Annotated in this window: 24 protein-coding genes; 8 read left to right on the forward strand and 16 right to left on the reverse strand. The window is 72.1% G+C overall.

What is annotated here, in order from left to right; translation table 11 throughout:
• Positions 1-3 precede the first annotated feature (3 nt).
• From LDL48_RS02180 to LDL48_RS02205, 6 genes are all read left to right on the forward strand, one after another.
• Positions 4-333, forward strand: coding sequence for a hypothetical protein (locus LDL48_RS02180; protein WP_225253234.1), 330 nt, complete (start codon positions 4-6; stop codon positions 331-333).
• Between the two features lie 6 nt (positions 334-339).
• On the forward strand, positions 340-2,418 hold the full coding sequence (locus LDL48_RS02185; RefSeq protein WP_225253235.1) for a sensor histidine kinase: 2,079 nt from the start codon (positions 340-342) through the stop codon (positions 2,416-2,418).
• Positions 2,419-2,587: 169 nt separating this feature from the next.
• Positions 2,588-2,833: a hypothetical protein gene (locus tag LDL48_RS02190; RefSeq protein WP_225253236.1), complete on the forward strand. Its 246-nt coding sequence runs from the start codon at positions 2,588-2,590 to the stop codon at positions 2,831-2,833.
• Positions 2,834-2,835: 2 nt separating this feature from the next.
• Entirely contained in the window at positions 2,836-3,078 is a 243-nt protein-coding gene (locus LDL48_RS02195; RefSeq protein WP_225253237.1) for a hypothetical protein, read from the forward strand.
• Between the two features lie 385 nt (positions 3,079-3,463).
• Positions 3,464-3,871 carry an SHOCT domain-containing protein gene (locus LDL48_RS02200; protein ID WP_225253238.1) on the forward strand — a complete coding sequence of 136 codons (408 nt, stop codon included), beginning with the start codon at positions 3,464-3,466 and terminating at the stop codon, positions 3,869-3,871.
• 726 nt (positions 3,872-4,597) lie between these two features.
• Complete coding sequence (locus LDL48_RS02205; RefSeq protein ID WP_225253239.1) at positions 4,598-5,080, forward strand: helix-turn-helix domain-containing protein; 483 nt, start codon at positions 4,598-4,600, stop codon at positions 5,078-5,080.
• On the opposite strand, the gene LDL48_RS02210 is transcribed toward LDL48_RS02205, so the two are convergent.
• From LDL48_RS02210 to LDL48_RS02270, 14 genes are all read right to left on the reverse strand, one after another.
• The gene (locus LDL48_RS02210) at positions 5,043-5,813 is read right to left on the reverse strand and encodes an ABC transporter permease (RefSeq protein ID WP_225253319.1); all 771 of its coding nucleotides are present in this window, start codon (positions 5,811-5,813) and stop codon (positions 5,043-5,045) included. The two genes, LDL48_RS02205 and LDL48_RS02210, sit on opposite strands and share 38 nt — an antisense overlap.
• A 5-nt stretch (positions 5,814-5,818) precedes the next feature.
• Complete coding sequence (locus LDL48_RS02215; RefSeq protein WP_225253240.1) at positions 5,819-6,766, reverse strand: ATP-binding cassette domain-containing protein; 948 nt, start codon at positions 6,764-6,766, stop codon at positions 5,819-5,821.
• Positions 6,767-6,772: 6 nt separating this feature from the next.
• Positions 6,773-8,485: a tryptophan halogenase family protein gene (locus LDL48_RS02220; protein WP_225253241.1), complete on the reverse strand. Its 1,713-nt coding sequence runs from the start codon at positions 8,483-8,485 to the stop codon at positions 6,773-6,775.
• Positions 8,433-9,746 carry a cation:proton antiporter gene (locus tag LDL48_RS02225; protein ID WP_225253242.1) on the reverse strand — a complete coding sequence of 438 codons (1,314 nt, stop codon included), beginning with the start codon at positions 9,744-9,746 and terminating at the stop codon, positions 8,433-8,435. The genes LDL48_RS02220 and LDL48_RS02225 overlap by 53 nt, the downstream gene beginning before the upstream one ends.
• A gap of 1 nt (position 9,747) precedes the next feature.
• The gene (locus LDL48_RS02230; protein WP_225253243.1) at positions 9,748-10,359 is read right to left on the reverse strand and encodes an NADPH-dependent FMN reductase; all 612 of its coding nucleotides are present in this window, start codon (positions 10,357-10,359) and stop codon (positions 9,748-9,750) included.
• Complete coding sequence (locus tag LDL48_RS02235) at positions 10,356-11,813, reverse strand: FAD-dependent monooxygenase (protein ID WP_225253244.1); 1,458 nt, start codon at positions 11,811-11,813, stop codon at positions 10,356-10,358. Before LDL48_RS02235 ends, LDL48_RS02230 begins: the two co-directional genes overlap by 4 nt.
• Positions 11,803-12,090 carry a hypothetical protein gene (locus LDL48_RS02240; RefSeq protein ID WP_225253245.1) on the reverse strand — a complete coding sequence of 96 codons (288 nt, stop codon included), beginning with the start codon at positions 12,088-12,090 and terminating at the stop codon, positions 11,803-11,805. The genes LDL48_RS02235 and LDL48_RS02240 overlap by 11 nt, the downstream gene beginning before the upstream one ends.
• Entirely contained in the window at positions 12,087-13,940 is a 1,854-nt protein-coding gene (locus LDL48_RS02245) for an asparagine synthase-related protein (protein WP_225253246.1), read from the reverse strand. The genes LDL48_RS02240 and LDL48_RS02245 overlap by 4 nt, the downstream gene beginning before the upstream one ends.
• Positions 13,937-14,404: a lasso peptide biosynthesis protein gene (locus LDL48_RS02250; RefSeq protein ID WP_225253247.1), complete on the reverse strand. Its 468-nt coding sequence runs from the start codon at positions 14,402-14,404 to the stop codon at positions 13,937-13,939. Before LDL48_RS02250 ends, LDL48_RS02245 begins: the two co-directional genes overlap by 4 nt.
• 84 nt (positions 14,405-14,488) lie before the next feature.
• Positions 14,489-14,626 (reverse strand): hypothetical protein, encoded by a 138-nt coding sequence (locus LDL48_RS02255; protein WP_225253248.1) that lies wholly within the window; start codon positions 14,624-14,626, stop codon positions 14,489-14,491.
• A 139-nt stretch (positions 14,627-14,765) separates the two neighbouring features.
• On the reverse strand, positions 14,766-14,900 hold the full coding sequence (locus LDL48_RS43305) for a hypothetical protein (RefSeq protein ID WP_255627030.1): 135 nt from the start codon (positions 14,898-14,900) through the stop codon (positions 14,766-14,768).
• 79 nt (positions 14,901-14,979) lie between these two features.
• The gene (locus LDL48_RS44950; RefSeq protein ID WP_225253249.1) at positions 14,980-15,168 is read right to left on the reverse strand and encodes a response regulator transcription factor; all 189 of its coding nucleotides are present in this window, start codon (positions 15,166-15,168) and stop codon (positions 14,980-14,982) included.
• A gap of 3 nt (positions 15,169-15,171) precedes the next feature.
• Positions 15,172-17,796, reverse strand: coding sequence for a class III lanthionine synthetase LanKC (gene lanKC, locus LDL48_RS02265; protein WP_225253250.1), 2,625 nt, complete (start codon positions 17,794-17,796; stop codon positions 15,172-15,174).
• Between the two features lie 322 nt (positions 17,797-18,118).
• Positions 18,119-19,000, reverse strand: a complete 882-nt coding sequence (locus LDL48_RS02270; RefSeq protein ID WP_225253251.1) for a DUF4394 domain-containing protein — start codon at positions 18,998-19,000, stop codon at positions 18,119-18,121.
• A 285-nt stretch (positions 19,001-19,285) separates the two neighbouring features.
• Here LDL48_RS02270 and LDL48_RS02275 point away from each other — a divergent pair, with 285 nt between their 5' ends.
• Together LDL48_RS02275 and LDL48_RS02280 are read left to right on the forward strand one after the other, a co-directional pair.
• Positions 19,286-20,443 carry a NucA/NucB deoxyribonuclease domain-containing protein gene (locus LDL48_RS02275; RefSeq protein WP_225253252.1) on the forward strand — a complete coding sequence of 386 codons (1,158 nt, stop codon included), beginning with the start codon at positions 19,286-19,288 and terminating at the stop codon, positions 20,441-20,443.
• Positions 20,444-20,460: 17 nt separating this feature from the next.
• The gene (locus LDL48_RS02280) at positions 20,461-20,952 is read left to right on the forward strand and encodes a hypothetical protein (protein ID WP_225253253.1); all 492 of its coding nucleotides are present in this window, start codon (positions 20,461-20,463) and stop codon (positions 20,950-20,952) included.
• Between the two features lie 148 nt (positions 20,953-21,100).
• On the opposite strand, the gene LDL48_RS02285 is transcribed toward LDL48_RS02280, so the two are convergent.
• On the reverse strand, positions 21,101-21,448 hold the full coding sequence (locus LDL48_RS02285) for a hypothetical protein (protein WP_225253254.1): 348 nt from the start codon (positions 21,446-21,448) through the stop codon (positions 21,101-21,103).
• A 264-nt stretch (positions 21,449-21,712) separates the two neighbouring features.
• Positions 21,713-22,312: a TetR/AcrR family transcriptional regulator gene (locus LDL48_RS02290; RefSeq protein ID WP_225253255.1), complete on the reverse strand. Its 600-nt coding sequence runs from the start codon at positions 22,310-22,312 to the stop codon at positions 21,713-21,715.
• Between the last annotated feature and the right edge of the window lie 119 nt (positions 22,313-22,431).

Consider the following 22,431-nt stretch of genomic DNA (forward strand, 5'->3'; position numbering starts at 1 on the left):
CGGATGCGTGGCTCGCGTTCAACCCTGCGCCACGTCATCCGCCAGCAGGCGACCCACGACCAGCTCACCGGCCTGGCCAACCGCGCGCGGCCGATGGACGAACTGGCCCGGATCGAGCGCGCGGTCGGTGAGCCCATCGACACCGCGCGCGGCCCGGTCACGGTCGGTGTTTCCATCGGCGCGGTCACCCTGCCGGCCAGCACCGTCGCCAAGCAGTCGCCGGACACCATGATCACCGACCTGTTGCACGCCGCGATACCGCGATGTACGAGGCCAAGCGCGACGGGGGCGGCGCGCGGATCGTGCAACACGCCGGGGCCGCCTGAGTCATAGTGGGTTATGCGGTTCTTGCGGCCCGGCGGTTTGCGGTTCGTCGCCCTGCCGTTGCTGGTGTGGCTGCTGTTGACCATGTCCGGTACCGCCGGGCTGTGGTGGCTGGAACGCAGCAGCCGGGACGCCCTGGCGCAGCGTTTCCAGCTCCGGGTCGGCCTGGCGTCCGACTTCGTGACCACGTACGTCGCCGACCTGATCGCGCGGGAACGGGTACAGGCCGAGGCGTTCCTGACCGATCCGGTCGTCCAGGAGCGGGACTTCGCGCGTTCGGTCAGCGGCTTCGGTTATCCGGCGGCGGTGCTGCTCGACAGCGCGGGCCGCGCCCTGCACGTGACGCCGACCGATCCGGCGGTGATCGGCCGGGATCTGACCCTGCGGTACGCCCACCTGCGCACCGCCGTGGTCGAGGGTGAGCCGGCGGTGTCCGTGGTGGTGCCCTCGGCCGCCCGGGGCGTTCCGGTGGTGGCGTTCGCGGTGCCGTTCGAGACGGCAAGCGGGCGGCGGGTGTTCTCCGGGGCGGTGGAGATCCGCGACAGTCCCCTGGCGTCGTACCTGACCACCGCGATCTCGTTGCCCGGGGTGCGGCTCCGGGTGGTCGACACCTCCGGGGCCATCGTGGCCGCGAACCACACCCACCAGGCCACCGTGCCGACGCTGAACACCGATGACCATGCACTCGCCAACGCGCTGCGGCAGCAGCCGAAGGGCCGCTATCAGGACGACGGCCGGTGGTGGCGCTACGCGTCGTACACCATCGCGGGCACGCCGTGGCAGTTGTCGGCCACGGTGACCGAGGAGGCGCTGTTCGCCTCGATCGCCGACAACGAGATCGCCGGCCGGGCCGCGCTCGGCGCCGCCACCGCGGTCGGGCTGCTCGTGGTGGCCGCCGCCGGCCGGGCCGCGCGCAACCGCCGCGAGCTGCAGGTGAGCGAGGAACGCTTCCGCAAGGTGTTCGACAGCTCCCGCATCGGCATGGCCCTGAACGACCCGGACGGCCGGTTCGTGCGGGTCAACCCGGCGCTGTGCCAGATCCTCGGCTACCCCGAATCCGAGTTGCGGGGCACCCATTTCGACCGGTTCACCGATCCGGCCGACCTGGCCGTGTGCCTGGACCGGCTACAGGACTGCCTCGCCGGGCGGATCGACGGATTCGACCTCGACAAACGCTACCGACACGCCGACGGGCACCCCGTCGAAGCGTCCGTCACCACTGTCCTGATCGACGACGACCAGGGCCGGCCGCAGCACTTCGCCACCCAGATCATCGACGTCACGGAACGCCGGGCACTGGAACGTGCCAGGACCCGCCACGAGGCGGAACTGGCCGACCGGGCGGAAAGACTGCAGCGGGCCAACACCCAGATGACCGACTTCATCGCCATGCTGACCCACGACGTACGCCAGCCGCTGGCGAACATCGTGTCCGGCGGCGAGTTGCTGCTCGGCGACTGGGCCGACATCGACGACCACGCCAAACACCACTACGTGCAACGCATGACCACGTCCGGGTACCGCGCCGACGCCATCGTCACCGAGATCCTCACCCTCGCTCAGCTCGACGCCGGCGCGATCACCGTCCGGCCGTCCCGCCTCGACGTGCGGGAGGCCGTCCGGCAGGCGGTCACCGCGCCGGGCATCGGGACGGACCACACGGTGACTGTGACGGCACCCGACGAGGCGCGCGGATTCGCCGACGCCGCACACCTGCAGCTGATCCTGGCCAATCTGCTGGGCAACGCCGTGAAGTACGGCCGCCCGCCGGTCGACGTCACGGTCGAGCGCGGCCGGGGCGCGATACACGTCCGCGTCAGCGACCACGGCGAAGGCGTCCCCGCCGAGTTCGTACCGCACCTGTTCGACCGGTTCACCCGGGCCGCGACCGGCGTGGCCACCACGAAACCCGGAACCGGACTCGGCCTGTACTTCGTCCGCCAGCTCGCCCACGCCAGCGGCATCACCATTGACTACCAGCCCACCGAGCCCCGCGGCGCCACCTTCGTCCTCACCATCCCCACCACACCCCCGCCCGGCGCGGCGGCGCCGCACCGCATGCTCACGCGCGGCAGTGCCGCGACGCCGTCGTAGTCCCGACTCGCGGCGCCGGCGTCGCTCCCGACCACGACGGCGACCGGAACCATGGCCACAGCTCCCACCGGACCGCCGCCCGCCGGGCGAGTTCCGCGACGGCACCCACCACCACCACAAGGACGACGAACGTCGCCCCTACGATTGGCTTATCTGGGAAGCGAAGGCAATGGAACGCACCACGTCAGTCATAGTCGCACTTGCCGGTCTCGCGATCGTCATCCTGAATCGGCGATTCGGTCGCGTCGCCATCACCAACAGCCGCGAAATCTTCGGCAGGGACATCCGAAAGGGAACTCGCGAGTACCGCGTGATGGTATTGTATTCACGCACTTTGGCAGTGATCGTAGGTTCGCTCATGCTGATCCTTGGCACGCTGGACGCCCTCATGATCGACTATCGTGGCGCATTCTGAGGATGGGTAGACTGGTCTTCGCCCTGGTCGCCCTCGGCGGCATCGCCATCGCCACGGCGAGCAAGCAACTCGCACGTGCGGTGCTCATCAGCAACCTTCAGCTTCTCAGCATCAAGATCCGCGAGGACGGGAACGGGTATCGGATAGCAATTTTCCTTACCCGCGCTCTTGTGGTGACCACCGGCCTCCTGCTGCTGGTCGTCGGCGCGGTGCACCTGACAGCGAGCCTTTTCCATCCTCAGTAGACCGGATTCTCGTTGGTCCGCGCGGCAGGGACGGAAAGAGAAATCACCGACTCGGCGGGTCCCCCGAGAGGTGTTACCCGTTGACGTCATCTCACCCGGCGGGGTCATTTCTGACGACCGTGTATACGTCACCGCGAGTGAGATTCACGCGGCACCGGTCCTGTCCTCGATGGTCCGCACTTCTCCGCACCGTACCCGTCGACCGGGTGATCTTCGACGTCTGCGGGCCGCAGCGTCGGGTCGGACCGAGCCGCCCGAGGCCGTGTCCGGGCACCGAAGTGATCCCAGGCGGATGAGGCGGGGACGGCCGGCGAGCGGTGCACTGGAGGAGACATCGATCCCTGACGCGCTGAGGCAGTCGGCGCCGACCCGGAGAGGTAGTTCCGTGTTTGACGACAATGGTTCGTTCCTGCTGGCGATGTTCGAGTTCTTCATCTTCTTCGCCTGGTTCATGTCCTTGTTCTGGATCTTCGGGGACCTCTTCCGGAGCAGGGACCTGGGCGGGGTGGCCAAGACGCTGTGGACCCTGTTCCTCATCGTGCTGCCGATCCTCGGCATGTTGATCTACCTGATCGCCCGCGGCGGCGGCATGACCGAGCGCGCGCTCGCCGCCCACGCGGAGGCGCAGAAGCGGCAGGATGCCTACATCAGGCAGGTCGCGACGTCCAACGGGAGCAAAGGCAGCGTCGCCGATGAGATCGCGTCGGCGAAGGCCCTGCTGGACTCCGGTGCCATCAACGCGAGCGAGTACGAGCAGCTGAAGACCAAGGCCCTGGCGGGAAGCGCTGCCTAGTCGCTTTCGTCGCCACCACCGACAAGACCGCCTGCCACGCCGAGTGCACGCCTCGGGCTCCTACCATCAGGAGTACCGGGGCCTCGGCGTGTCCGCCGTTGCCGCCGTGGCGGCTGCCGGCTCGCGCCGGGACCGAAGGCCGGCCCGAAAGGCCCGCGTCCGGATTCGTCCGAACTCCGCCCTTGCCGGGTGTCAGCTCCGGACACTGACGAAAACGAACAATCGAGAAGAAGCGGGTGAGGTTCGGATCGGAGATCGCGCTCGTCACCACCGGCCGGCACATGCTGGTCGACGCCGCTCCGGCACGCACCGATTCCGCTTCGGACTCTCGACAAGCGCCGGTGCCGCGCGTCCATCGTCGACCTTCGGTTGTCCATTCGTTGTCCGAAGTTGTTGTCTGACGGCCCGGAGCAGGGGTCAAACAACGCTCCAGCCGCTAGACAGGGTGCGCACGGCAATCCTTGAGGACGGAGAAACCATGACGAGACAAACGATCTTCGGCGCACCGCCGGTCCGCGCACCGAGCAGGTGTCCCGCGGGAGGCCCGCCAACGGCTGTCTGACAACTACGGCAGGAGGCAACGGTTCCGCTTCTCGGCGGAGGTGCGCACCACACCAGGGCGCACGACGGGGGTCCATCGGGTTTCGTGACGAGGTCGGCAGGGATGACAGCAACGGGGATGAACGAGCGCCGGCCGGGGTCGGTGATCGGAGAAGGTGGATGGTCGTGACGGCCGGCTTCCGGTCATCGGCGACCGAGGACGGCGGCGGGCACAGCGCCGCCGCGGAGTTGGGCGTCGCGATGCGGTATCACCGGATCGCCAAGGGGCTGTCCCTGCGCGGCATGGCCCGGCGGCTGCACCTCAGCGGGCACAGCAACCTGGCCGACTACGAGCGGGCGCGCCGGTTGCCCGGGTTGGAGATCGTTTCCGGGTACGAGCGGGCGCTCCAGCTGCCGGCCGGGAAACTGGTCGATCTCCACAGCCGGGCGCTCGCCGAACGGGCCGGTCGGATCTCGGCCCGCCCGGACGGCCACAACGGCGCCGTGGTGCACGTCGCCACGGCGCCGACCGGCACCGCCGGTGGGGACCGGGCGGACGCCGGGGAGCCGGCGGTGCGGGTCCAGGTGTCGATCCGCGTTCCGACTATGGCGGAGCCGATCGAGCTGGCGATCAATGTCGCATGCGACGAAGGTACGCCGCCACCGTGAGCGGCGCGAAGACGGCGAACACGAGCCCCGAGGCGACGAGCGCACGCAGTGCCGGGCCGGCGGCCGGGCCGCCCAGCAACAGGGCCCGGACGGCGTCCGCCAGGGCCGACACCGGATTCAGCTCGGCCCAGACCCGCAGCCAGCCGGGCAGTGTGCCGGTCGGCACGTAGACGCTGCTGCCGAAGGTCAGCGGGAACATCACCAGTGCGAGGAGCATCTGCAGTCGCTGCGGGGTGCGGGCCAGGACCCCGATCAGCGTGGAGATCCAGCACACCGCGAACGCGGCGACCAGCACCAGCGCGCACGCGGCGACCACGGCGAGCGGCGAGGTACGCACCCGGAAGCCGAGCAGCACGCCGAACGCCAGCACCACACCCGTGGTGAGCACATAGCGCACCGAGTCGCCGAGCACGGCGCCGACCAGCGGGGCGGACCGGGCGATCGGCAGTGACCGGAATCGGTCGAAGATGCCCGTGGTCAGGTCGGCGTTCAGCATCGCCCCGGCCGCGACGGTGGCCAGCAGGACCGCCTGCACGAGGACGCCGGGAAGCACGAACTGCAGATAGAGCCGCCAGTCGGTGGCGACCGCCCCGCCGAACAGGAACACGAACAGCACCAGGAACAGCATCGGCTGTACCACCATGTCGAGCAGCTGCCCGGGTGAGTGACGCAGGTGCAGCAGGCACCGGGCCGCCAGGGTGACACCGTGCCGGGCGGCCCGCCCGGGCGTCATCGTGGTCACGGCCGGCCCTCCGGGTCGCCGGTCAGGGTGAAGAAGACCTCCTCCAGGCTCGGCAGCCGGACGGTCAGCTCGGACGGGACGATGCCCGCCTCGTCGAGGCGGCGCAGCAGCTCCGGGGCGACGTGCGGAGCGGCCGCGGGCACGACCAGCCCCGCCTGGCCCGCATCCCGTCCCGGGGTGACGCCGGTGACCGCCGCGACGATCCGGGCGGCCGCCTCCCGGGCCGCCGGGTCCGCCAGCCGCAGGCGAACCGTACGCCCGCCGATCTTCGCCTTGAGGGTGTCCGGACCGCCCACGGCGACCACCCGGCCCCGGTCGAGGATGGCGATCTCGTCGGCCAGCCGGTCGGCCTCCTCCAGGTACTGGGTGGTCAGCAGCACCGTGACGCCGTCGCCGGCCAACTCCTGGACCAGTTCCCACAGCGCGATCCGGCCGCGTGGATCGAGGCCGGTGGTGGGCTCGTCGAGGAACAGCACCCGCGGCGGCACGAGCATGCAGGCCGCCAGGTCGAGGCGGCGCCGCATCCCGCCGGAGTACGTGCGGACCAGCCGGCCTGCCGCCTCCCGCAACCCGAACCGGTCCACCAGGTCGTCCGCCCGGCGCCGGGCCGTCCGACGGGACAGCTCGCGCAGCCGGGCGATGAGGACCAGGTTCTCGAAGCCGGTCAGCCGCGGGTCGAGCGACGCATACTGCCCGGTCAGGCTGATCATCTCGCGGACCTGCCCGGCCCGGCGCCGCACGTCGTGGCCGTGAATGTAGGCGGTGCCGCCGTCGGGAAGCAGCAGCGTCGACATGATCCGCACCGCGGTGGTCTTGCCGGAGCCGTTGGGCCCGAGCACTGCCAGCGTGGTGCCGGGCCGGGCCGACAGGTCGAGGCCGGCCAGCGCCGTGGTCGCCCCGAACCGCTTGACCAGCCCCACGGCCTCGATCGCGAGCCCGGACACGCCGGCCTAGACCAACTGGACACGGGCGCTGGGTCCGGCCCAGCTGTCCCGGCCGGAGAACAGCTCGGCGTTGAGCCACGCCTCGGACTCCACGGCCGCCAGCGCCTCGTGCTGCGGCAGGGCGTGGGCGACCAGCGCGTCCGCGGCGGCCTTGCGGGCCCGCCAGCGCTCGATCGGCTCCCGGCTCGGCAGCAGCCGGGTGGGCACCCGCTGGCCCAGCAGGAGGCAGTCGATGCCGGGGAGGCCGTAGAACGTCGGTGAGGTCGACTGCAGGAAACCCCGGATCACCGGATCGCGGAACCGCAGCGGCGCTCCGGCGGCATAGGCGTCGACGAGCGGCTGGAGGCCGGAGATGTCGGCGCGGGCGCGTACGTCGGTCCAGAAGGGGGTGTCGAACTTGGTGTTGAACTTGTAATGGATGGACAGGAACCACCGGATCGCGTCCCATTTCGCGGCCAGCGCGGCGTTGACCACGTCCCGGCTGATCGGGTCCGACCAGGAGGCGGGCAGGGCGGAGATCAGTGACATGGCGGACAGCGTGATCATCAGCAGGCCGCTGGACTCCAGCGGCTCGACGAACCCGTAGGAGTTGCCGATCGCCATCACGTTGCCGCGCCAGGCCCGCTCCCGCCGCCCGCTCCGGAAGCGCACCTGCCGGGGCGTGCCGACGCCGGGGAAACGCCGGGCGAGTTCGGCCGCTGCCTCGTCGTCGGACAGGGCGCCCGACGCGTACACGTACCCGTGGTGGTCGCTGTCCGGGGTGGGGATGGTCCAGCACCAGCCGGAGGACATCGTGGTCGCCGTGGTGTACGGCTTGAGGTGGCCGCCGTGCGGCCGGTTCCCGGTCACCGCCGAGTCGGTCCAGAGGCTGTCGCCGAAGCTCTGGAACGGGGTCTCCAGCGCGTCGCCGAGCAGCATGGAGCGGAAACCGGTGCAGTCGACGTAGAGGTCGAACTCCAGCCGTTCGCCGTCCTCGGTGAGCAGGTGGTCGATCCAGTCCGAGTCGCGGCGCCGCGCGGTGGCCAGCTTGGCGTCGACGTGCCGCACCCCGCGCTCGCGCGCCAGCCGGACGAGGTAGTCGACGAACGTCGCGTTGTCCAGATGGTAGGCGAACGGCAGGTACGGCAGCAGCGAGATCAGCTCGCCGCCGGCCCGGAGCACCGGCGTGCGGTCGGCGGCCATCATCAGCGACAGCAGGGACGCCGCGTTGATGTCCTGCTGGGTGGCGAGCGAGCCGAGCAGGCCGACCGAGTTGGCGCCCCAGTCGAACGGGGCCATGAATCCCCGCGGGTCCGGACCCCAGTCGAAGCGGATGCCCAGTTTCCACGTCGGCCGCACCTGCTTGTACAGGTCGGCGGGGTCGATGCCGAGATAGTGGTGCAGGAACAGCAGCATCGACGGCACGGTGGCCTCACCCACCCCGATGATCGGGATGGCCGAGGACTCGACCAGCGTCACGTCCAGCCACGGCCGGCGGGCGCGCAGCGCCAGCGCGGTGAGATAGCCCGCGGTGCCGCCGCCGATCACGCCGACCGACCGTACGGCGTGCGGATCGCCGTCCCGCGGACGCGCCGGATCGTCGACGGGCCGTTCGTGGTCGCGGAGTACGCCGGTCAGGTTCACGGCGCCGTCCCGGCCGCCGAGCCAGGCACGCAGCGCCTCCGCCTCATCCGCGGAAAGCGCGCCGATCAGCGACTCCGGCGGCGTCGTTCTGGTCATGGTGATCCTCCCAGGTGTACGGCGGCACGTCCGTGCCGCGGATCCGGCGCAACAGGGGCGCGGTCATGGCGGTGGAGACCAGCGCCATGATCACGAAGATGGTGTACGTGGTGCCGTGGATGACGCCCAGCTCCAGGCCGATGCTCAGGACCACCAGCTCGGTCATGCCGCGGCAGTTGAGCAGTACGCCCAGTTGGGCCGCGGTGGACCGGTCGGCGCCCGCGAGACGTGCCGTCAGCCAGACGGTGGCCGACTTGACGCCGACCGCGACGAGCAGGATCACGGCGCACCAGAGCCACAGTTCCGGCGAGGTGAGCCCGCCCAGGTCGGTACGTAGTCCGGAGTGGACGAAGAACAACGGGAGCAGCAGGGGGAAGAGCAGGCCCTCGACCGCGCCCCGGACCCGGTGGCCGAGCGGCGAGTCGCCGGGGAACGCGACCCCGAACAGGAACGCGCCGACGATCGCGTGCGCCCCGGCCCACTCGGTGACCGCCGCGGTCAGCAGCAGGCCGGCCAGCACGACCGGTACGCCGTACCGCCCGCCGTCGGCGGACATCCGCCGCAACCCCGGTTGCACCAGGGCGAACAGCACCGCCGCGACGACCGCCAGGGTCAGCACCACGGTGGTAGCGGCCGCGCGGACCGCCGCGCCGGCCAGCAGCGCGGGCACCGCGGCCAGCACCACCCAGCAGAGCGCGTCGCCGGTGGTCGCGCAGGTCATCGCGACGACCGCCACCCGGTTGCCGCACATGCCGGTGTCCATCAGGATCCGAGCCAGCACCGGCACCGCGGTGATCGTCATCGCCACGCCGAGGAACAGCGCGAAGGGCGCCGTGCCGACCCCGGCCGGCGCCAGCGTGGCGTGCGCCGGCAGGGCCAGCAGCACGCCGACGCCCAACGGCACGGCGAACGCGGCCTGGCTCACCGCGAGTGTGAGCCGTCCCTCGGCGCGGATCGCCGCCGGGCGCAGTTCGGCACCGGCGAGGAACACGAACAGGATCGCGCCGAGCTGCGCGAGCAGCGACAGCCCGGCCATCAGGTCGGCGCCGAACAGCCACCGCTCGCCGGCCGGCCAAACGGCGCCGAGCACCGACGGGCCCAGCAGGATGCCGGCCGCGATCTCCCCGATCACCGGGGGCTGGCCGAGCCGCCGGGCCACCGCGCCGGCCGCCGCGCAACCGGCGACGACCAGCGCGACGGCGGCCAGGACGCGCACGGCCGGCCCGGCCGGGGGCATCACCAGCAGCTCGGCGACGGCCATCTCAGACCCCCGCCGGGTCCGCGGGCGCCGGGATTCCCGCCGTCCGGGACCCGCGCCGTCCGCGGGAGAACTCGGCCAGGTCGAGCACCTGGTCCAGCATCAGCCGCAGGCGGTCCCGGCTGACCGGGTCGGCCGGGTCGCCGTCCGCGTCCAGCGCGGCCCGCGGACCGGCGAGCGCCACCCCCATCGGGGTGGGCCAGCCGCGCAGGGCGTGGGCGACGACCCGCAGCGTGGCCAGGGTGGTGGTCGCCGCCTGCCCGCCCGCGGACACCGCGACGCAGCCCACCGCCCGGCCGTCCAGGTACGGCCGGTGGTCGCCGGCCAGGTCGTTGACGTAATCGAGCGCGTTCTTCAGCAGGCCGGAGAGGGTGCCGTGGTAGGCGGGTGAGAGCAGCACGACGCCGTCGCAGTCCGCCATCGCGGACAGGTAGCGGCGCTGCCGGACGTCCCGGTCCGGGCGGTCCGGCCGGAACGACGGGAAGTCCAGGTCGTCGCCGGTGAACACCTCCGCCTCGGCGCCCGACCGCAGGCACTGCCGGGCGCACCAGGCGGCGATCCGCTCGACCCGCGAGCCGGCACACGGCGCGCCGCTCAGCAGCACCACCCGACTCATCGCACTGCCCCGGCCGGCTCGCCGAACCACGTTCGCAGCGCCGTGTCCAGGCTCGCCGGCTGCGGCGGCCCGTCCGCCGGCTGCACCCAGGCGACGCAGCCGTCCGGGCGGACCAACAGCGCCGCGGCGCCGGACACCCGATCGGCCCGCACGTCGCCGAGCACGGTGAGCCGGTCCGCCCACGGCGCGGCGACGGCCCGCAGGTCGGGGCGGTCGGTCAGGTCGAGCAGCAGGCCGCGGCCGGTGCGCTGGCACACGGCCAGACGGACGGCGTCGTCGCCGGAGCGGACGGTCAGGTCGCCTACGGTCCGGCCGAGCAGCGGATGCGACTTCTCCGGGTCCGCGCCCACGTCGTAGGCGAGATGCGTCATGGACACCAGGTCGAACAGCAGCGGCCGGATCGCCGGTGAGTTCTTCAGCTCCCGGTAGAACTCGTACGCCGGAGTGATCCGCTCATCCGGGTCGATCAGCGTCATGTCGGCCAGCGCGTTGCGGATGACCTTCGCCGCGACCGGCCGCCGTTCCGCCTCGTACGTGTCCAGCAGCCCCGGCGGCGCCCACCCGAGCACGGTGGCGGCCAGCTTCCAACCGAGGTTCACCGCGTCGGTGAGGGCCAGGTTGAGTCCCTGCCCGCCGTTCGGCGGGTGCACGTGGGCGGCGTCGCCGGCCAGCAGGACACGACCGAGGCGGTACGTGCCGGCCAGCCGGGTGGCGTCGGTGAAGCGGGCGAGCGATCGTGGCGCGGTCAGGGTCAGCGCCATGCCGGTCGTGCGTCGTACGCTCGCCTCGACCTCGCCCAGCGTCACCTCGCCGTCCCGGTCCGGCGGCGGGACGAACTCGATCGACACCACCCGGCACGGTCCCGGGCGCCAGGTCACCATGCCGGTGCCGGTGCGGTGGGTGCCCGGCGGCAGGGTCCGGGTCGCGGGCGCCTCCACGGTCACCAACGCCTGATAGCCGGTGATCCGCGGAGTGGTGCCGTCGGTGCGGAAGCCGGCGGCGCGGCGGACCACACTGTGGCTGCCGTCGCACCCGACCAGATAGCGCCCGGTCACCCCCGCCCGGCCGGTCGCGCTCGTCGCCACCACGACCTGATCGGCCCCGGCGCGCACGCCGCTGACCTCGGTGCCGCGCAGCAGAACGACGCCGAGACGGAGCGCCTGCTCCTCCAGGGCCTTCTCGACGACCTGCTGGGCCACCCCGGGCAGGACCGCCGGCAGGCGTTCGCCCGCCGGGGGCAGATCCGGCGCGGGCGGGGCCGCGGTCACCCGCTCCAGCAGGCCGTGCCGGTCCAGCGCCTGAGCGGCCAGCCGGGTGATGCCCTGGGCCCGCAGCCGGGTGTCGCGCTCCGGCCGGCTCTCCAGCACCACGGTCGCGACGCCCCACCGGCGCAGCTCGCAGGCGAGCATGAGGCCGGCCGGGCCGGCGCCGACGATCACCACGTCAGCGTCCATCGTCCCGGCCCTCCCGGGTGCCGGTCACCGGCTGGATCAGGCCCCGCTCGGCCAGTGGCCGCAGCGCCGCCATCTCGTCGCGGCCGGACTCCGGTTCGAGGCCGGTCAAGGATTCGTACGGGCCGACGGCCGGCCGCCCGTGCAGCGCCCGGCGCAGGATGCCGGCCAGTTCCGGGGAGAGCCGGAACACCACGTTGACCCGGGTGTCCAGCAGCACCCCGCAGAAGGGCATCTCGTGAAAGGTGATCCCGGGGGTGAGCCGGGCCCGGACAATCATGACGCCACCCTTCGCAGCCACAGCTCCATCGCGCAGAGCCGGGCGATCTTCTCGCCGTTGCGGTAGGCCAGCCGGGGCGCCAGCGTCCGGGCGAAGTCGCGGTCCATCACACCCAGCTCGCACAGCAGCGATTCCGGTCCCAGCAGGCCACGCCAGACGGGCACGTGCTGGTGGACGAAGACGGCGGGGATGGCGTCGATCCGGGCCTGGTGCATCCGCTGGTTCACCTGTTCCGGCATCCCCTGCCGGGCATAGCCGATCCGCAGCGCGAGTTTGTCGACCGTCACCCCGTAGTCGAAGCCGGTGCGGTAGCGGGCCGGCAACGCGAGGGCGAACTCGATCACGTCCCGGTCGGCGAACGGGGTGGCGAAGAGCTGCCGCCGCGGCAGGTAGGTGTTGAGCCATGCGGCCTGCAGGTTCGGCGTGTTGCAGGCCTCGTTGACGAGGAACATCGGCGTGATGCCGCGCGGCAGTCGCCGGCGCCGCCGGTCGGCGTCGCGCAGGTCACCGCGGGCCGCCTCGACCGATGCCTGGATGCCGGCCGCGACCCGTTCCGCCGCGGCGGCGGTGAAGCCCAGCGGGCGCACCATCGCGTCGCGGCCGGGCAGCGCGACCGTCGACCGGCCGACCAGCCGGTCACGCAGGTAGCGGAGCACGCCGACGCCGCCCGGCGCGGCGAAGGTCGAGCCGGCCAGGCTCTTGGCGGTCTGCCAGAACGGCTCCCCGGCCACCAGCGGGTTGAGCATCGACAGCCCGGCCACCTCGAACCTCTCCCGGAACTGGTCGTCGGCGAGGATCTGGTCGGAGAGCAGGCCGGACAGGATGAACGTCGCCTGATCCGACCCGGCCTGCTCGGCGGCCGCCCAGGGGCCCGGCTGCGGCACGTGGGTCTGCGGGAGTGCCCGGCCGGTGGCCTGGTCCAGGTAGCCACCGTCGTGACGGACGTGCTTGGTCAGGTCGTACGGCACGAAGGACAGACCGTGGGCGGCGGCGACCGCGGCCGCCGCCTCCCGGTCCTCATCGAAGCCCGGGAACGACTCGAGCGTGAAGTGCAGTCCGGTCATGGCCGCGCCCCGCCGGCCGGCCTCGCACGCCACCACGGCGGAGTCGATGCCGCCGCTGAGCAGCAGCACCGAACGCCGGTCGCCGGACAGCAGCCGGCCGCAGGCGCGGCTCAGCCGGTCGGTCAGCGCGTCCGCGGCCGCCGGCAGGGTCGCCGGCATCGACGAGACGGGCTCGAACTGGTCGAACCGGGAGAGCACCGGACGCCCGACGCCGGCCTCCCAGGTCAACCGGTGGCCGTTGGGGAGCCGGCGGACAGCGCCGAACCAGGACCGGTCGGCGGGCATGCCCATCTCGGCGACGACCATCGGCAGCAGGCTTCCGTCCACGTCGGACAGACCGGGCCGGGACCCGGCCACCAGGTGCATCGGGTCGGTCGCCCAGGCCAGCGCGTGCTCGTCCGCGCGCCAGAACAGCGGGATCAGCGAGCTGACACCCCGGTACAGCGCGAGGCCGCCGTCGCGGGCCAGGTGGGCGAGGACGAAGTCGCCGCGCAGCCGGCGGACCGCCGCCGGCCCGTTCGCGTCCACCAGATCCTGCAGGTGCGCGAGCGGGTCGGAGCCGGGGGCGTCCAGGTCGACCCAGCCGGTGAGCAGCACCCGCGGCGGCGTTCCGCCCGCGGCGGCCGGGCCCTGGACGAACTCGCCGGCGAGCCGCTCCGCCCCGGCCCCGCCCCGCCGGGAGCCGTCCCACGCATTGCCCGGAGCGCCGTGCCGGCGCCGCACCACGCCGTCCGCCGGTCCGCCGGCCGCCAGCCAGCCGGACATCCCGAAACCGGTGACGATCATGGCCGCACCGCCGTGGTCCCCGGCCCCGGATAGCGGGCCAGCTCCAGGTAGTTGGTGCGGCTGGAGTCGGGCCGCCCGACCAGCGGCGTGCCGCCCAGCGCCGGCCAGGCGTGCAACTCGTCGCGGTTGTCCGGCCGCTCGATGACCGGGTAGCCGATCACCACCTCGACCGGGAAGCCCAGCGTGCGCAGGCCGGCGACCAGTGCCAGCGACTCGTGCAGGCACCGGTGCCAGCCGGTGACGGTGCGCAGCAGGCCCTGCAACCGCCAGCCCGCCGAGCGGGCGCAGAAGATCGCGGCCCGCCCGGTGTCGCGCCGCGCGGGTTTTCGTGACGACACCGGCGGCATCTCGGCCAGGGCGGCGGCCAATCCGCTGGCGGCGAAGACGCGTCCGATCCGCACCGCAGCGACCAGCGCCGCGCCGAGCTCGGCCGTCCGTACCCAGGCGCCTGGCGTCAGCGGCACGCCGCCCAACAAGAAATGACGAAGGTGCCGACTGCTGTCCGACCGCGCCGTCATCGAAACCCCCTCCTCGAATGGTCAGCCGCGTTATTCCTCGAAGTCGCCCCAGCTGACGTCGTACACGTACGTGCCCCAGCCGTAGGTCACGTCCTCGAGTGCTCCCAAGAACTCGAAATCGGGCTCGTCGGTCTCGAAGGCGCGCTCCAGCTCCACCTTCTCCTGCATCGCATTCACCCCCCTCGCAAGCTCGGTGACAGTGGTGGGGGGGGGGGGGGGGGGGGGCGCGCCCCCCCCCCCCCCCCACGGGGGGGGCGGGGTTGTGACGTCGCGCCCGCACCACCTCTCACGTCACGTTCACCCGGGGTCAGTCGTCGCGGTCGCCCCAGCTGACGTCGTACGTGTAGCTGCTCCAGCCCGCGGTCACGTCCTCGAGCGTTCCGACGAACTCGAAGTCGGCCTCCTCGATCTCGAGAGCCCGCTCCAGATCCTCCTTCTGCATCGCAATTCACCTCCTCACGTGTTCTCCGTGTCCTGTTCCCATGCTGGCAAGAAGCGCGGGACGAAAGGAGTCCGTGAAATTACCTACCGGAGCGGATCCACATGGCGATGACGGCGCTTCTGCTGTGCACCTGATAACGTGCGTACAGTCGACTCAAATGGGTTCCGACCGTGCGCACCGACATATTCAGCCGGCGCGCGATCTCTTTGTCGGAGTAACCCTGCGCCACCAATTCGAGGATCTGTTCCTGGCGTGGGCTCAACCGCACGGTTCACTTCCCTCGATCAACGGCCAGAAAGGGCAGGTGCACGGCGTCGCCGGAGGTCGCCGCCGCCACCGCGAGCAGCACGCCCGCGGTGCCGGTGGCCAGATCCATCGACAGACGCAGGAGGCGGTCGCCCGGATAGGCCACCTCGCCGCGGTAGGACAGCGCGTGCCAGCTCAGCCTGCGCAGGTGGTCGGCCGCCACCCGGTCGTGCGGCACGGCCGGACTCCCCCGGGACCGGCCGGCGCGGCAGAGCAGCGCACCGGCCCGGCCGTTGAACAGGCCCGACTGCACGTACAGCGGCGCGTCGGTGGCGCGCGCGAGTTGCTCGGCAGCCGTGTGCAACTCCTCGTCGTCGCGCTGCGCCAGGTACGCGTCCAGCACGCACACGACACCCGCGGCGCCCGCCGCGAGGTGCGAGAGCCGGCTCGCGCCGCGCCGCACGTATCGGCGGCCGTCCGGATCGGTCACGCATCCGGCCAGGTCACGCCGGAGCGCGCGAGCCGCCCGGTCCAGGTAGCCGGCGTCGCCGGTCGCCTCGAACAACCGCACCAGGAACAGGGCGGGGCCGGACGCGCCGCGCATCAGGCCGGCCCGGTCGGGCTCCGGCCGGTCCGTCATCGCCGCGGCGATCTCGGCGGCGTCCGCGAGGTAGGCGGTGTCGCCGGTCATCTCCGCCAGCCCCAGCCGGGCCAGACCGATCCCGGCGAGCCCGCCGAACAGGTCCACGTCCAGCCGCCGCAGGCCCTCTCGGGACAGCTCGGCCGCGACCGTCCTGGCCTCGTCCGGCAGGCCCAGGCAGGCCAGCGTGTACGCGACGCCGTGCCGCCCGTCGTACAGGCCGGGCCGGGCATCGCGCCGGCGCCGGGCGGCCCCGGCCAGCCAGGCGACGTGATCGGAGTGGGGCGGGACGCCGGCCGCCCAGAGCGCGTAGAGGACGCCGGCCGCGCCGTACGCCAGACCGGCGCCGCCGGGATGGAACTGCGCGATGTCGCCGGGGAAGAGCCGGTCCTCCCGCTCCGGCGTCGCGCCGGCCAGGATCGCCCGGGCCATCGAGGCCACGTCGCCGGCCGGCGGCCGGTCGGCCGGTGCGGATCCGGGACCGGCCCGGCGAGGCGTCGAATCGGCCGATGCGGATCCAGGGCCGGCAGGGTGAGGTGTCGGATCGGTGAATGCGGATCCAGGGCCGGCAGGGCGAGGCGTCCGCCCGGCCGGCCCGGGGTGGGCGGCGATTAACGTCTCGGCTGCCTCCGCCAGGTACCCGGCCGGCAGCCGGAACAGCTCGGTGGCCGCGCGGGCCAGCTCGGCCGGCTTCGACGGCGCGAACGGCACCAGGCCGGTCAGCGGCAGGAACAACGACAGGCGGAGCGCCGCCAGCGCGTACCGGTCGACGTCGGCGCCGGACACGCCGGGCGGAGCCGCGAAGCCTGGGTGCCCCAGGGCGGGCTGCCAGGGCTCACCGAGCCGGAAGGCCGCCTCGAAGTCGACCAGGCGCACCCGGTCGTCCGGGCCGGCGATCAGGTTGCCCGGGTGCAGGTCGCCGAAGACGATGCCCCGGTCGTGCAGGCAGGCGACCGCGGCCTCGGCCTGTTCGCACATCCGGCGCGCCCAGTCCGCGTACCTGTCCCGGTCGGCGCCGGAGGCGTCCCGCGTGGCGAGCGGATGCCGGGCGGCCACCGCGCGGTCGAGAGGCACTCCGGCCAGGAACTCCTGCACCAGGAAGCCGCGCCGCTCCTGGTCCAGGAAGCGGTGGGCGGCCGGCACCGCCGGTAGTCCGCGGCAGGCGGTGAGCAGGTCCCACTCCCGGCGCAGCCGGGCAAGGGCGTCATTGCCGCCGGCATCCAGGCCGGCGAACGCCCGGGCCTCCTTGATCACCACCGGCCGCCCCGAGCCGGGCTCCCGCGCCAGGAAGACGCCCGCCCCGTTGGACAGATGCAGGGCCCGCTCCCAGGTGTAGGGCAGGTCCACCCGCTCCTCGCGGTCGCGCGCGGCCAGGAACGGCGCCAGGAACCCCGGCGGCTGCACCCATGGCGGCGGACGGAACCGCGGGCCCGCCTCGTCGGGGACCAGCGTCCCGTCCGGCGCCTCGATCGCCCGGACCCGCCGGCCGCGGTGCCAGCAGTAGCGCGGCCGGAAGCCGCCGAAGCGCACGAACACCGGGGCGTCGCCACAGCGCAGGTCGCCGGGGATGTCCGGGCCCGGCTGCCCCCGGAGCCGCTCCCCCAGTTCGCGCACCGTCCGGGCACAGCCGCCGGCATCGCCCGGATAGACGGTGATGAACTTGCCGGCCGAGCCACGCGGGGCGTACTTCCCGTTCAGCGCGTCCAGCGCCGCCGCGTTGGCGAGGAACTTGAACGCGTGCCCGGCACCGACGCAGTGCTCCCACACCGCGGACAGGACCTTGCCGGCGTTGTCGCGGCACGCCGACACGTGCACCTTCCAGCCCTGCGCCGGCAGTTCGGCGGCCGGGGGACGGCAGTGTGTCCACACGCCCGTGGTCTCGCGGGTCCAGTCGGCGGGCATTCCGCCCGGCACGTCCGCGAACGGCGGGTCCGGCGCCGGGCGGCGCGCGGGCGACTCGTAGAACAGGGAGTCCGGCTGGCAATAGGACTCGTATCCGACGCTATCCATAATCCACCCCGTGACGATTACGGCATTGCCCTGACCGAGTCTCACGGAATGGCGAGAAGGCCACCAGGTCACGCCCGGTCCGACAATGTCCGGCGGTGGACCGACCGGCACTGTCCAATTTCGGTACGCACGCCGGTCGGCGACGCCGGGGCGGTGGCCATGGGCTGCGCCTGGCCCGGCTCCGTACCGACAGTGGTTTCCGGCCTTGCGTGCTCTCCGCCGGCCGGCGATCCCGCATCGCGGCATTCGGCGGAGAGGCACTCTCGCAGGTCACGTCGTGCGCAGAGTCCGGGACGAGCCCGGTCGTTCGGTCAGCCGCCGGTCAGCTGGCGCGTCCCGGCCGGACCGGGCCGGGTGAGTTGCGGTCCAGCCCGACCGCGAGGTCGGTGAGCTGCCGCGCCTTCGGCGCGGTGCCGATGTGGTGCGCCCGGCCGGTCACCAGCGAGATCCGGTAAATGCCGGTCCGGGAGCCGACGGTCAGGACGGCGAAGCCGACGGCGTCCGTGGCCGTGCCCTTGCGCACCGACGCGTAGATGTCGAAGCCGGCGTCGCCCGCGGCGTCCACGCCGAGTTTGCCGACCGGACTGAGCTGCCCCGAGTTGGCCGGCGACTGCAGCACCACCTGATCGAGCGTGGTGTCGATGTCGTACAGCGTGGTCCCGGTGTCCGCGTCGAGGTCGTTGTTGGTGTAGGCGACACCGGTGACACCGCCGGCCGCGGTGGTGGCCGGCGGGTAGGTCATGGTGGTGTCCGCGATGGTCGTACCGCCGGCGTTGACGTTGTGGCGCAGGTTCTGCCCGGTGTCACTGATGACGCGGAGCCGGTCCGCGGCCGGGTTGAAGTCGACGCCGAAGGCGGCACCGCTGAGCGCGACGGTCAGCTGGCTGACCTTGGTCGCCCTTCCGTCGGCGGACCGCAGGGTGTAGACGCCGCCGGCGTTGCCGACGCCGTAGAGCAGGCCGTCCTGCACCCGTCGGTCGATGCCGATCAACCGGTGGTCGCCGACCAGCCCGCGTACCGCGGCGACCGCCGCCCGATCACCACGACCCTGCAGGGTGAACGTCACCAACTTCTGGTCGGCGGTGAGACCCACCGCGGCCAGCCGCGCGGTGCCCGACGGGGCGGCGATCGCGGCCCCGGTCAGCGCCAACACGACGGTCGTCGCCGCGACTCCCGAGACACTGATCATCTTCCAGTTCTTCATGACCGACCTCCTGCAATCCGCAGCCGCCCGGTGGGCGGCTCCCCCGCGAGAGCGGTGGACGGCGGTGATTCGGCGCTCCGGTGCGAACCGGATGGGTGGAACCCGCCCGGTGTCCCCCATTCGAGGCGGGCACGGTCGCCCACAACATCGGTCCGACACCGGCGGCGGTGACACCAGAAGCGGGGCAATATTGATCATCGACGATGGATATAGTCGGCTGGCGATCGCGCTACCGCCCTGGAGTCCAGGGCGGCAACCTTTCGAGTCACGACCACGGGGAGAACCATGTCGTCACGAGAAAAGATCCGACCGCTGATCTCTGTCGGTGCCGCGATACTCGCGGCCACCATCACGCTGGGCGGGTGGACAACGCCCGCCAACGCGGAGCCCGCTCCCGCGCCCGCCTCCGCGGAGACCACACCCGCCGGCGGCCGACTCGCCATTCCCCCGTCCGCCGACTGCGACACGATGAAGTCCCGCTTGGCGCAGCTGCGGGCCCGCAACGTCGACCGTGCGCTGTGCTACGGGACGACGAAAGCGACGAAGCTCGACCGGCTGCGGTCCGCGGCGCTGCCGTCGTTCTGCTCCGGTGTCTCCGACGGCTGGGCGTGGAACCGCAGCCAGATGTGTGGACGGTTCGACAGCTACGTCGAGATGTACGACGTGCTCACCGGCGCGATCATCGGGCGGACCGACTTCAGGGTCGAGTTCCTGACGTCGGCGAGCTGGAACGGCCTCACCTTCGTCGACGAGATGTGGCTTGCCCGGGGCGAGTCCTACGGCGAGATGGAGAACGACGACGACATGACCTTCCAGGTCAACGCGTCGTGCGACTACGGTTGCACCGGCTCCTACGAGGACTCGTCCGTCACCTGGGACTACGGCGACAACTCGCTGTCCCGGCACACGTTCAGCGCCACGCCCGGCGCCGGCTCGTACGCGTTCGCGCGCACCTCCTACGAGGTGTGGTTCGACCACGAGGACGCGGTGGACGGCACGGAGCGGCCCATGACGCTGACCACGGCCGAGATCCGGTGTGACCGGGTGTCCTACTGGTCGGCCAGCGGATGCGTCTTCGGTCAGCACCGTCCGACGGTGCGGCACGCCGGCCTGGGCGCGGTCACCACCCACGTGCGGCAGGCGCAGGCAGCAGGCCACCCGGGCGCGCCGGGCGGGACACCGCTTCGGTACGACCCGAGCGACGCCAACGAGGACATCCGCCGCCAGCAGGCGTGTGGCGGGTTCACTCCGAACCCGGGCGAGCAGTGCGACGAGTACCCCTTCGCCCGCTCGTGGGAAGGCGGCACCGGGTCCAGCGCCTATTCCGTGCCGGGTGCCGACAACAGCGCCCAGGGCGGCGTACTGTCGAGCTTCCTGCAGACCAACCGGGTGCTGAACGGCGAGCAGTACCACGTCGACCCGTACGCCCTGTCCAACTACTGACGGAGGACGGTTCCCGGATGACGCGGTACTCCGTCTCCGTCCACGTCGGTGAGAACCAGTACTACATCCAGGACGAGAACCAGGCCGGCGAAACGCAATTCCGGCCGGACCGCAACGGCGTGGTACGCGTCACCGAACACGGCGGGCTACACGTCATCGCCGGCACGAACACGGGCTCACTCCGGCTCACGGTGGACCTGCTCGACGAAGAGCCGTGCCTGGAGCTGGACGGTTGGGACGAGGCGGCCGACGTGGGCTACCGCGCCACGACGGACAACGCCCGGCTCGCCGGTTACCCCGGGGCTCCGGTCCAGGGAATCCCCGCCGTGAGCCATGCCGGACCCGGCAGCTACCGCATCAGGTTCCACATGCGGGGTCGCGACGACCCACGCAATGAGAACCCGTTCACGGTGGTCGAGGAACACCGGATCGCCGTGTGGCCGTCGCCCTGGCGGTCCACGACCGTACACAAGGCGACCGACGACACCGGTCGCCGTCATCGGCAGTAACGCCGGCACCCCTGCGGCAAGCGTTGCGGGCAGCGTCCGACCCACCGGAAGGCCGCTGCCCCGACGCGAACACCGACGGCGACCCGGCTAGCCGGCTAGCCGGGTCGCCACGGCCGGCCAAGGCCACGATCCGCCGGGCGCGGCACGCCTACTTCGCGCAGACGGTACTCTTCGTCGCCTCGACGATGGCCATCGCAACCGAGGCCTCCACCTCGAACTGCCTGGCCGCGTGCTCCACCACCTGGGCGTCGGACCTACCCTGTCGAATGCCGTGGCAGATCTCTCCGGCATAGCGCAACGCGTTGTCGTCCTCCGCGAGGTTCTTATCGATCTTGGCGAGCGCCTCCTGGTACGTCTGCGATGCATTCTCAGAGAAGCGCCACCCTGGTTGAAGGAAGGCCGCAGACGGCTCCGACTCGACCGGCGCCGCACCCGTCGGCTCTGCCGCGGGTTCCGGTGCCACGCCGGCACACCCCACGAGCGACGCCGCCGTCATCACCGCAACCGTCCATACCCGTACCCGTATCCGCACCTGTTCCTCCCCCGTGGACGTACCGTAGGCACCGTACCGGCCAGGCGCCTGGCGCCTGCCTCCGCAGTCTCGGCGGACCTGGGCACCAGCCTCATCGTTCCCCACTGCACCGGGTGAGACGCGCGGGGGCCGGATGCTCTGCCCGGCCCCCGCGTCCACGCGTGGCGCACCGCGTGGCTCCGGTGGGGCTACCCGGCGGCGAGACCGGACCCGTCGGGGCGCGTAGCCTCACGGCGCGGCCCCTCTGAGGAACTGGTTCACCGCGGTATCGGTCAGGTCGTCCAGCCGGTGCGCCTCGACGAGGCCGGCGTTGACGAGCGTGGCCAGGCCGTTGATCGTCGCGTACAGGATGAGCCCGATCTCCTCGACCGGGCCCCCCTGCAGGACCCGCCGTTCCTGCCCCTCGCGCATCAGATCGACGAGCGGCCCAAAAGCCACGTCGGCGGAACGGGACACCTGCGGCACCCCGGGCCGGTGCTTGGTGGCGTTCATCAGCTCCAGAAGCGCGGGATTGTCCATCGCAAAGTGTGCGAAGGCCGAGGCGGCTCGGCGCAGTCGTGCGGCGAGACCATCGTCGCCCCTCGCGACCGCGTCACGGATCTGCTCGCCCAGCCGCGTGTATCCGTTCTTCGCCAGTGCGTCGAGCAGGTCCTGGCGCTCCGGGAAATGCCGGCGCGGGGCGGCATGACTGACGCCGATCTCGCGCGCCAGGTCGCGCAGGGAGAGCTGCGCCACGCCGTGAGCGCGCAGGCCGCTCTCGGCGGCCTTCAGGAGGGCGGCGCGGAGGTCGCCGTGGTGGTACTGGCGCTGGTCGGTCCGGCTACTCATGACCCGCATGCTAGTCGAGATGTTTCCGTTGACAACATAAGTAGCCGATGACAACATTCAGTCATGACCTCCTTCGGCACGGCGCAGATCCGGCCACTCGACGGACGCACGACCACCAC

The organism is Jidongwangia harbinensis (assembly GCF_020216025.1).
GTDB lineage: Bacteria > Actinomycetota > Actinomycetes > Mycobacteriales > Micromonosporaceae > Actinoplanes > Actinoplanes harbinensis.

Coding starts and splice junctions, on each gene's coding strand:
- LDL48_RS02290 (WP_225253255.1), bottom strand. CDS start 22,312: ATGAGTAGCCGGACCGACCAGCGCCAGTACCACCACGGCGACCTCCGC.
- LDL48_RS02230 (WP_225253243.1), bottom strand. CDS start 10,359: ATGAGTCGGGTGGTGCTGCTGAGCGGCGCGCCGTGTGCCGGCTCGCGG.
- LDL48_RS02225 (WP_225253242.1), bottom strand. CDS start 9,746: ATGGCCGTCGCCGAGCTGCTGGTGATGCCCCCGGCCGGGCCGGCCGTG.
- LDL48_RS02220 (WP_225253241.1), bottom strand. CDS start 8,485: ATGACCAGAACGACGCCGCCGGAGTCGCTGATCGGCGCGCTTTCCGCG.
- LDL48_RS02255 (WP_225253248.1), bottom strand. CDS start 14,626: ATGCAGGAGAAGGTGGAGCTGGAGCGCGCCTTCGAGACCGACGAGCCC.
- LDL48_RS02275 (WP_225253252.1), top strand. CDS start 19,286: ATGTCGTCACGAGAAAAGATCCGACCGCTGATCTCTGTCGGTGCCGCG.
- LDL48_RS02240 (WP_225253245.1), bottom strand. CDS start 12,090: ATGATTGTCCGGGCCCGGCTCACCCCCGGGATCACCTTTCACGAGATG.
- LDL48_RS02195 (WP_225253237.1), top strand. CDS start 2,836: ATGGGTAGACTGGTCTTCGCCCTGGTCGCCCTCGGCGGCATCGCCATC.
- lanKC (WP_225253250.1), bottom strand. CDS start 17,796: ATGGATAGCGTCGGATACGAGTCCTATTGCCAGCCGGACTCCCTGTTC.
- LDL48_RS02245 (WP_225253246.1), bottom strand. CDS start 13,940: ATGATCGTCACCGGTTTCGGGATGTCCGGCTGGCTGGCGGCCGGCGGA.
- LDL48_RS02190 (WP_225253236.1), top strand. CDS start 2,588: ATGGAACGCACCACGTCAGTCATAGTCGCACTTGCCGGTCTCGCGATC.
- LDL48_RS02185 (WP_225253235.1), top strand. CDS start 340: ATGCGGTTCTTGCGGCCCGGCGGTTTGCGGTTCGTCGCCCTGCCGTTG.
- LDL48_RS02180 (WP_225253234.1), top strand. CDS start 4: ATGCGTGGCTCGCGTTCAACCCTGCGCCACGTCATCCGCCAGCAGGCG.
- LDL48_RS43305 (WP_255627030.1), bottom strand. CDS start 14,900: ATGCAGAAGGAGGATCTGGAGCGGGCTCTCGAGATCGAGGAGGCCGAC.
- LDL48_RS02280 (WP_225253253.1), top strand. CDS start 20,461: ATGACGCGGTACTCCGTCTCCGTCCACGTCGGTGAGAACCAGTACTAC.
- LDL48_RS02235 (WP_225253244.1), bottom strand. CDS start 11,813: ATGGACGCTGACGTGGTGATCGTCGGCGCCGGCCCGGCCGGCCTCATG.
- LDL48_RS02285 (WP_225253254.1), bottom strand. CDS start 21,448: ATGACGGCGGCGTCGCTCGTGGGGTGTGCCGGCGTGGCACCGGAACCC.
- LDL48_RS02210 (WP_225253319.1), bottom strand. CDS start 5,813: ATGACGCCCGGGCGGGCCGCCCGGCACGGTGTCACCCTGGCGGCCCGG.
- LDL48_RS02270 (WP_225253251.1), bottom strand. CDS start 19,000: ATGAAGAACTGGAAGATGATCAGTGTCTCGGGAGTCGCGGCGACGACC.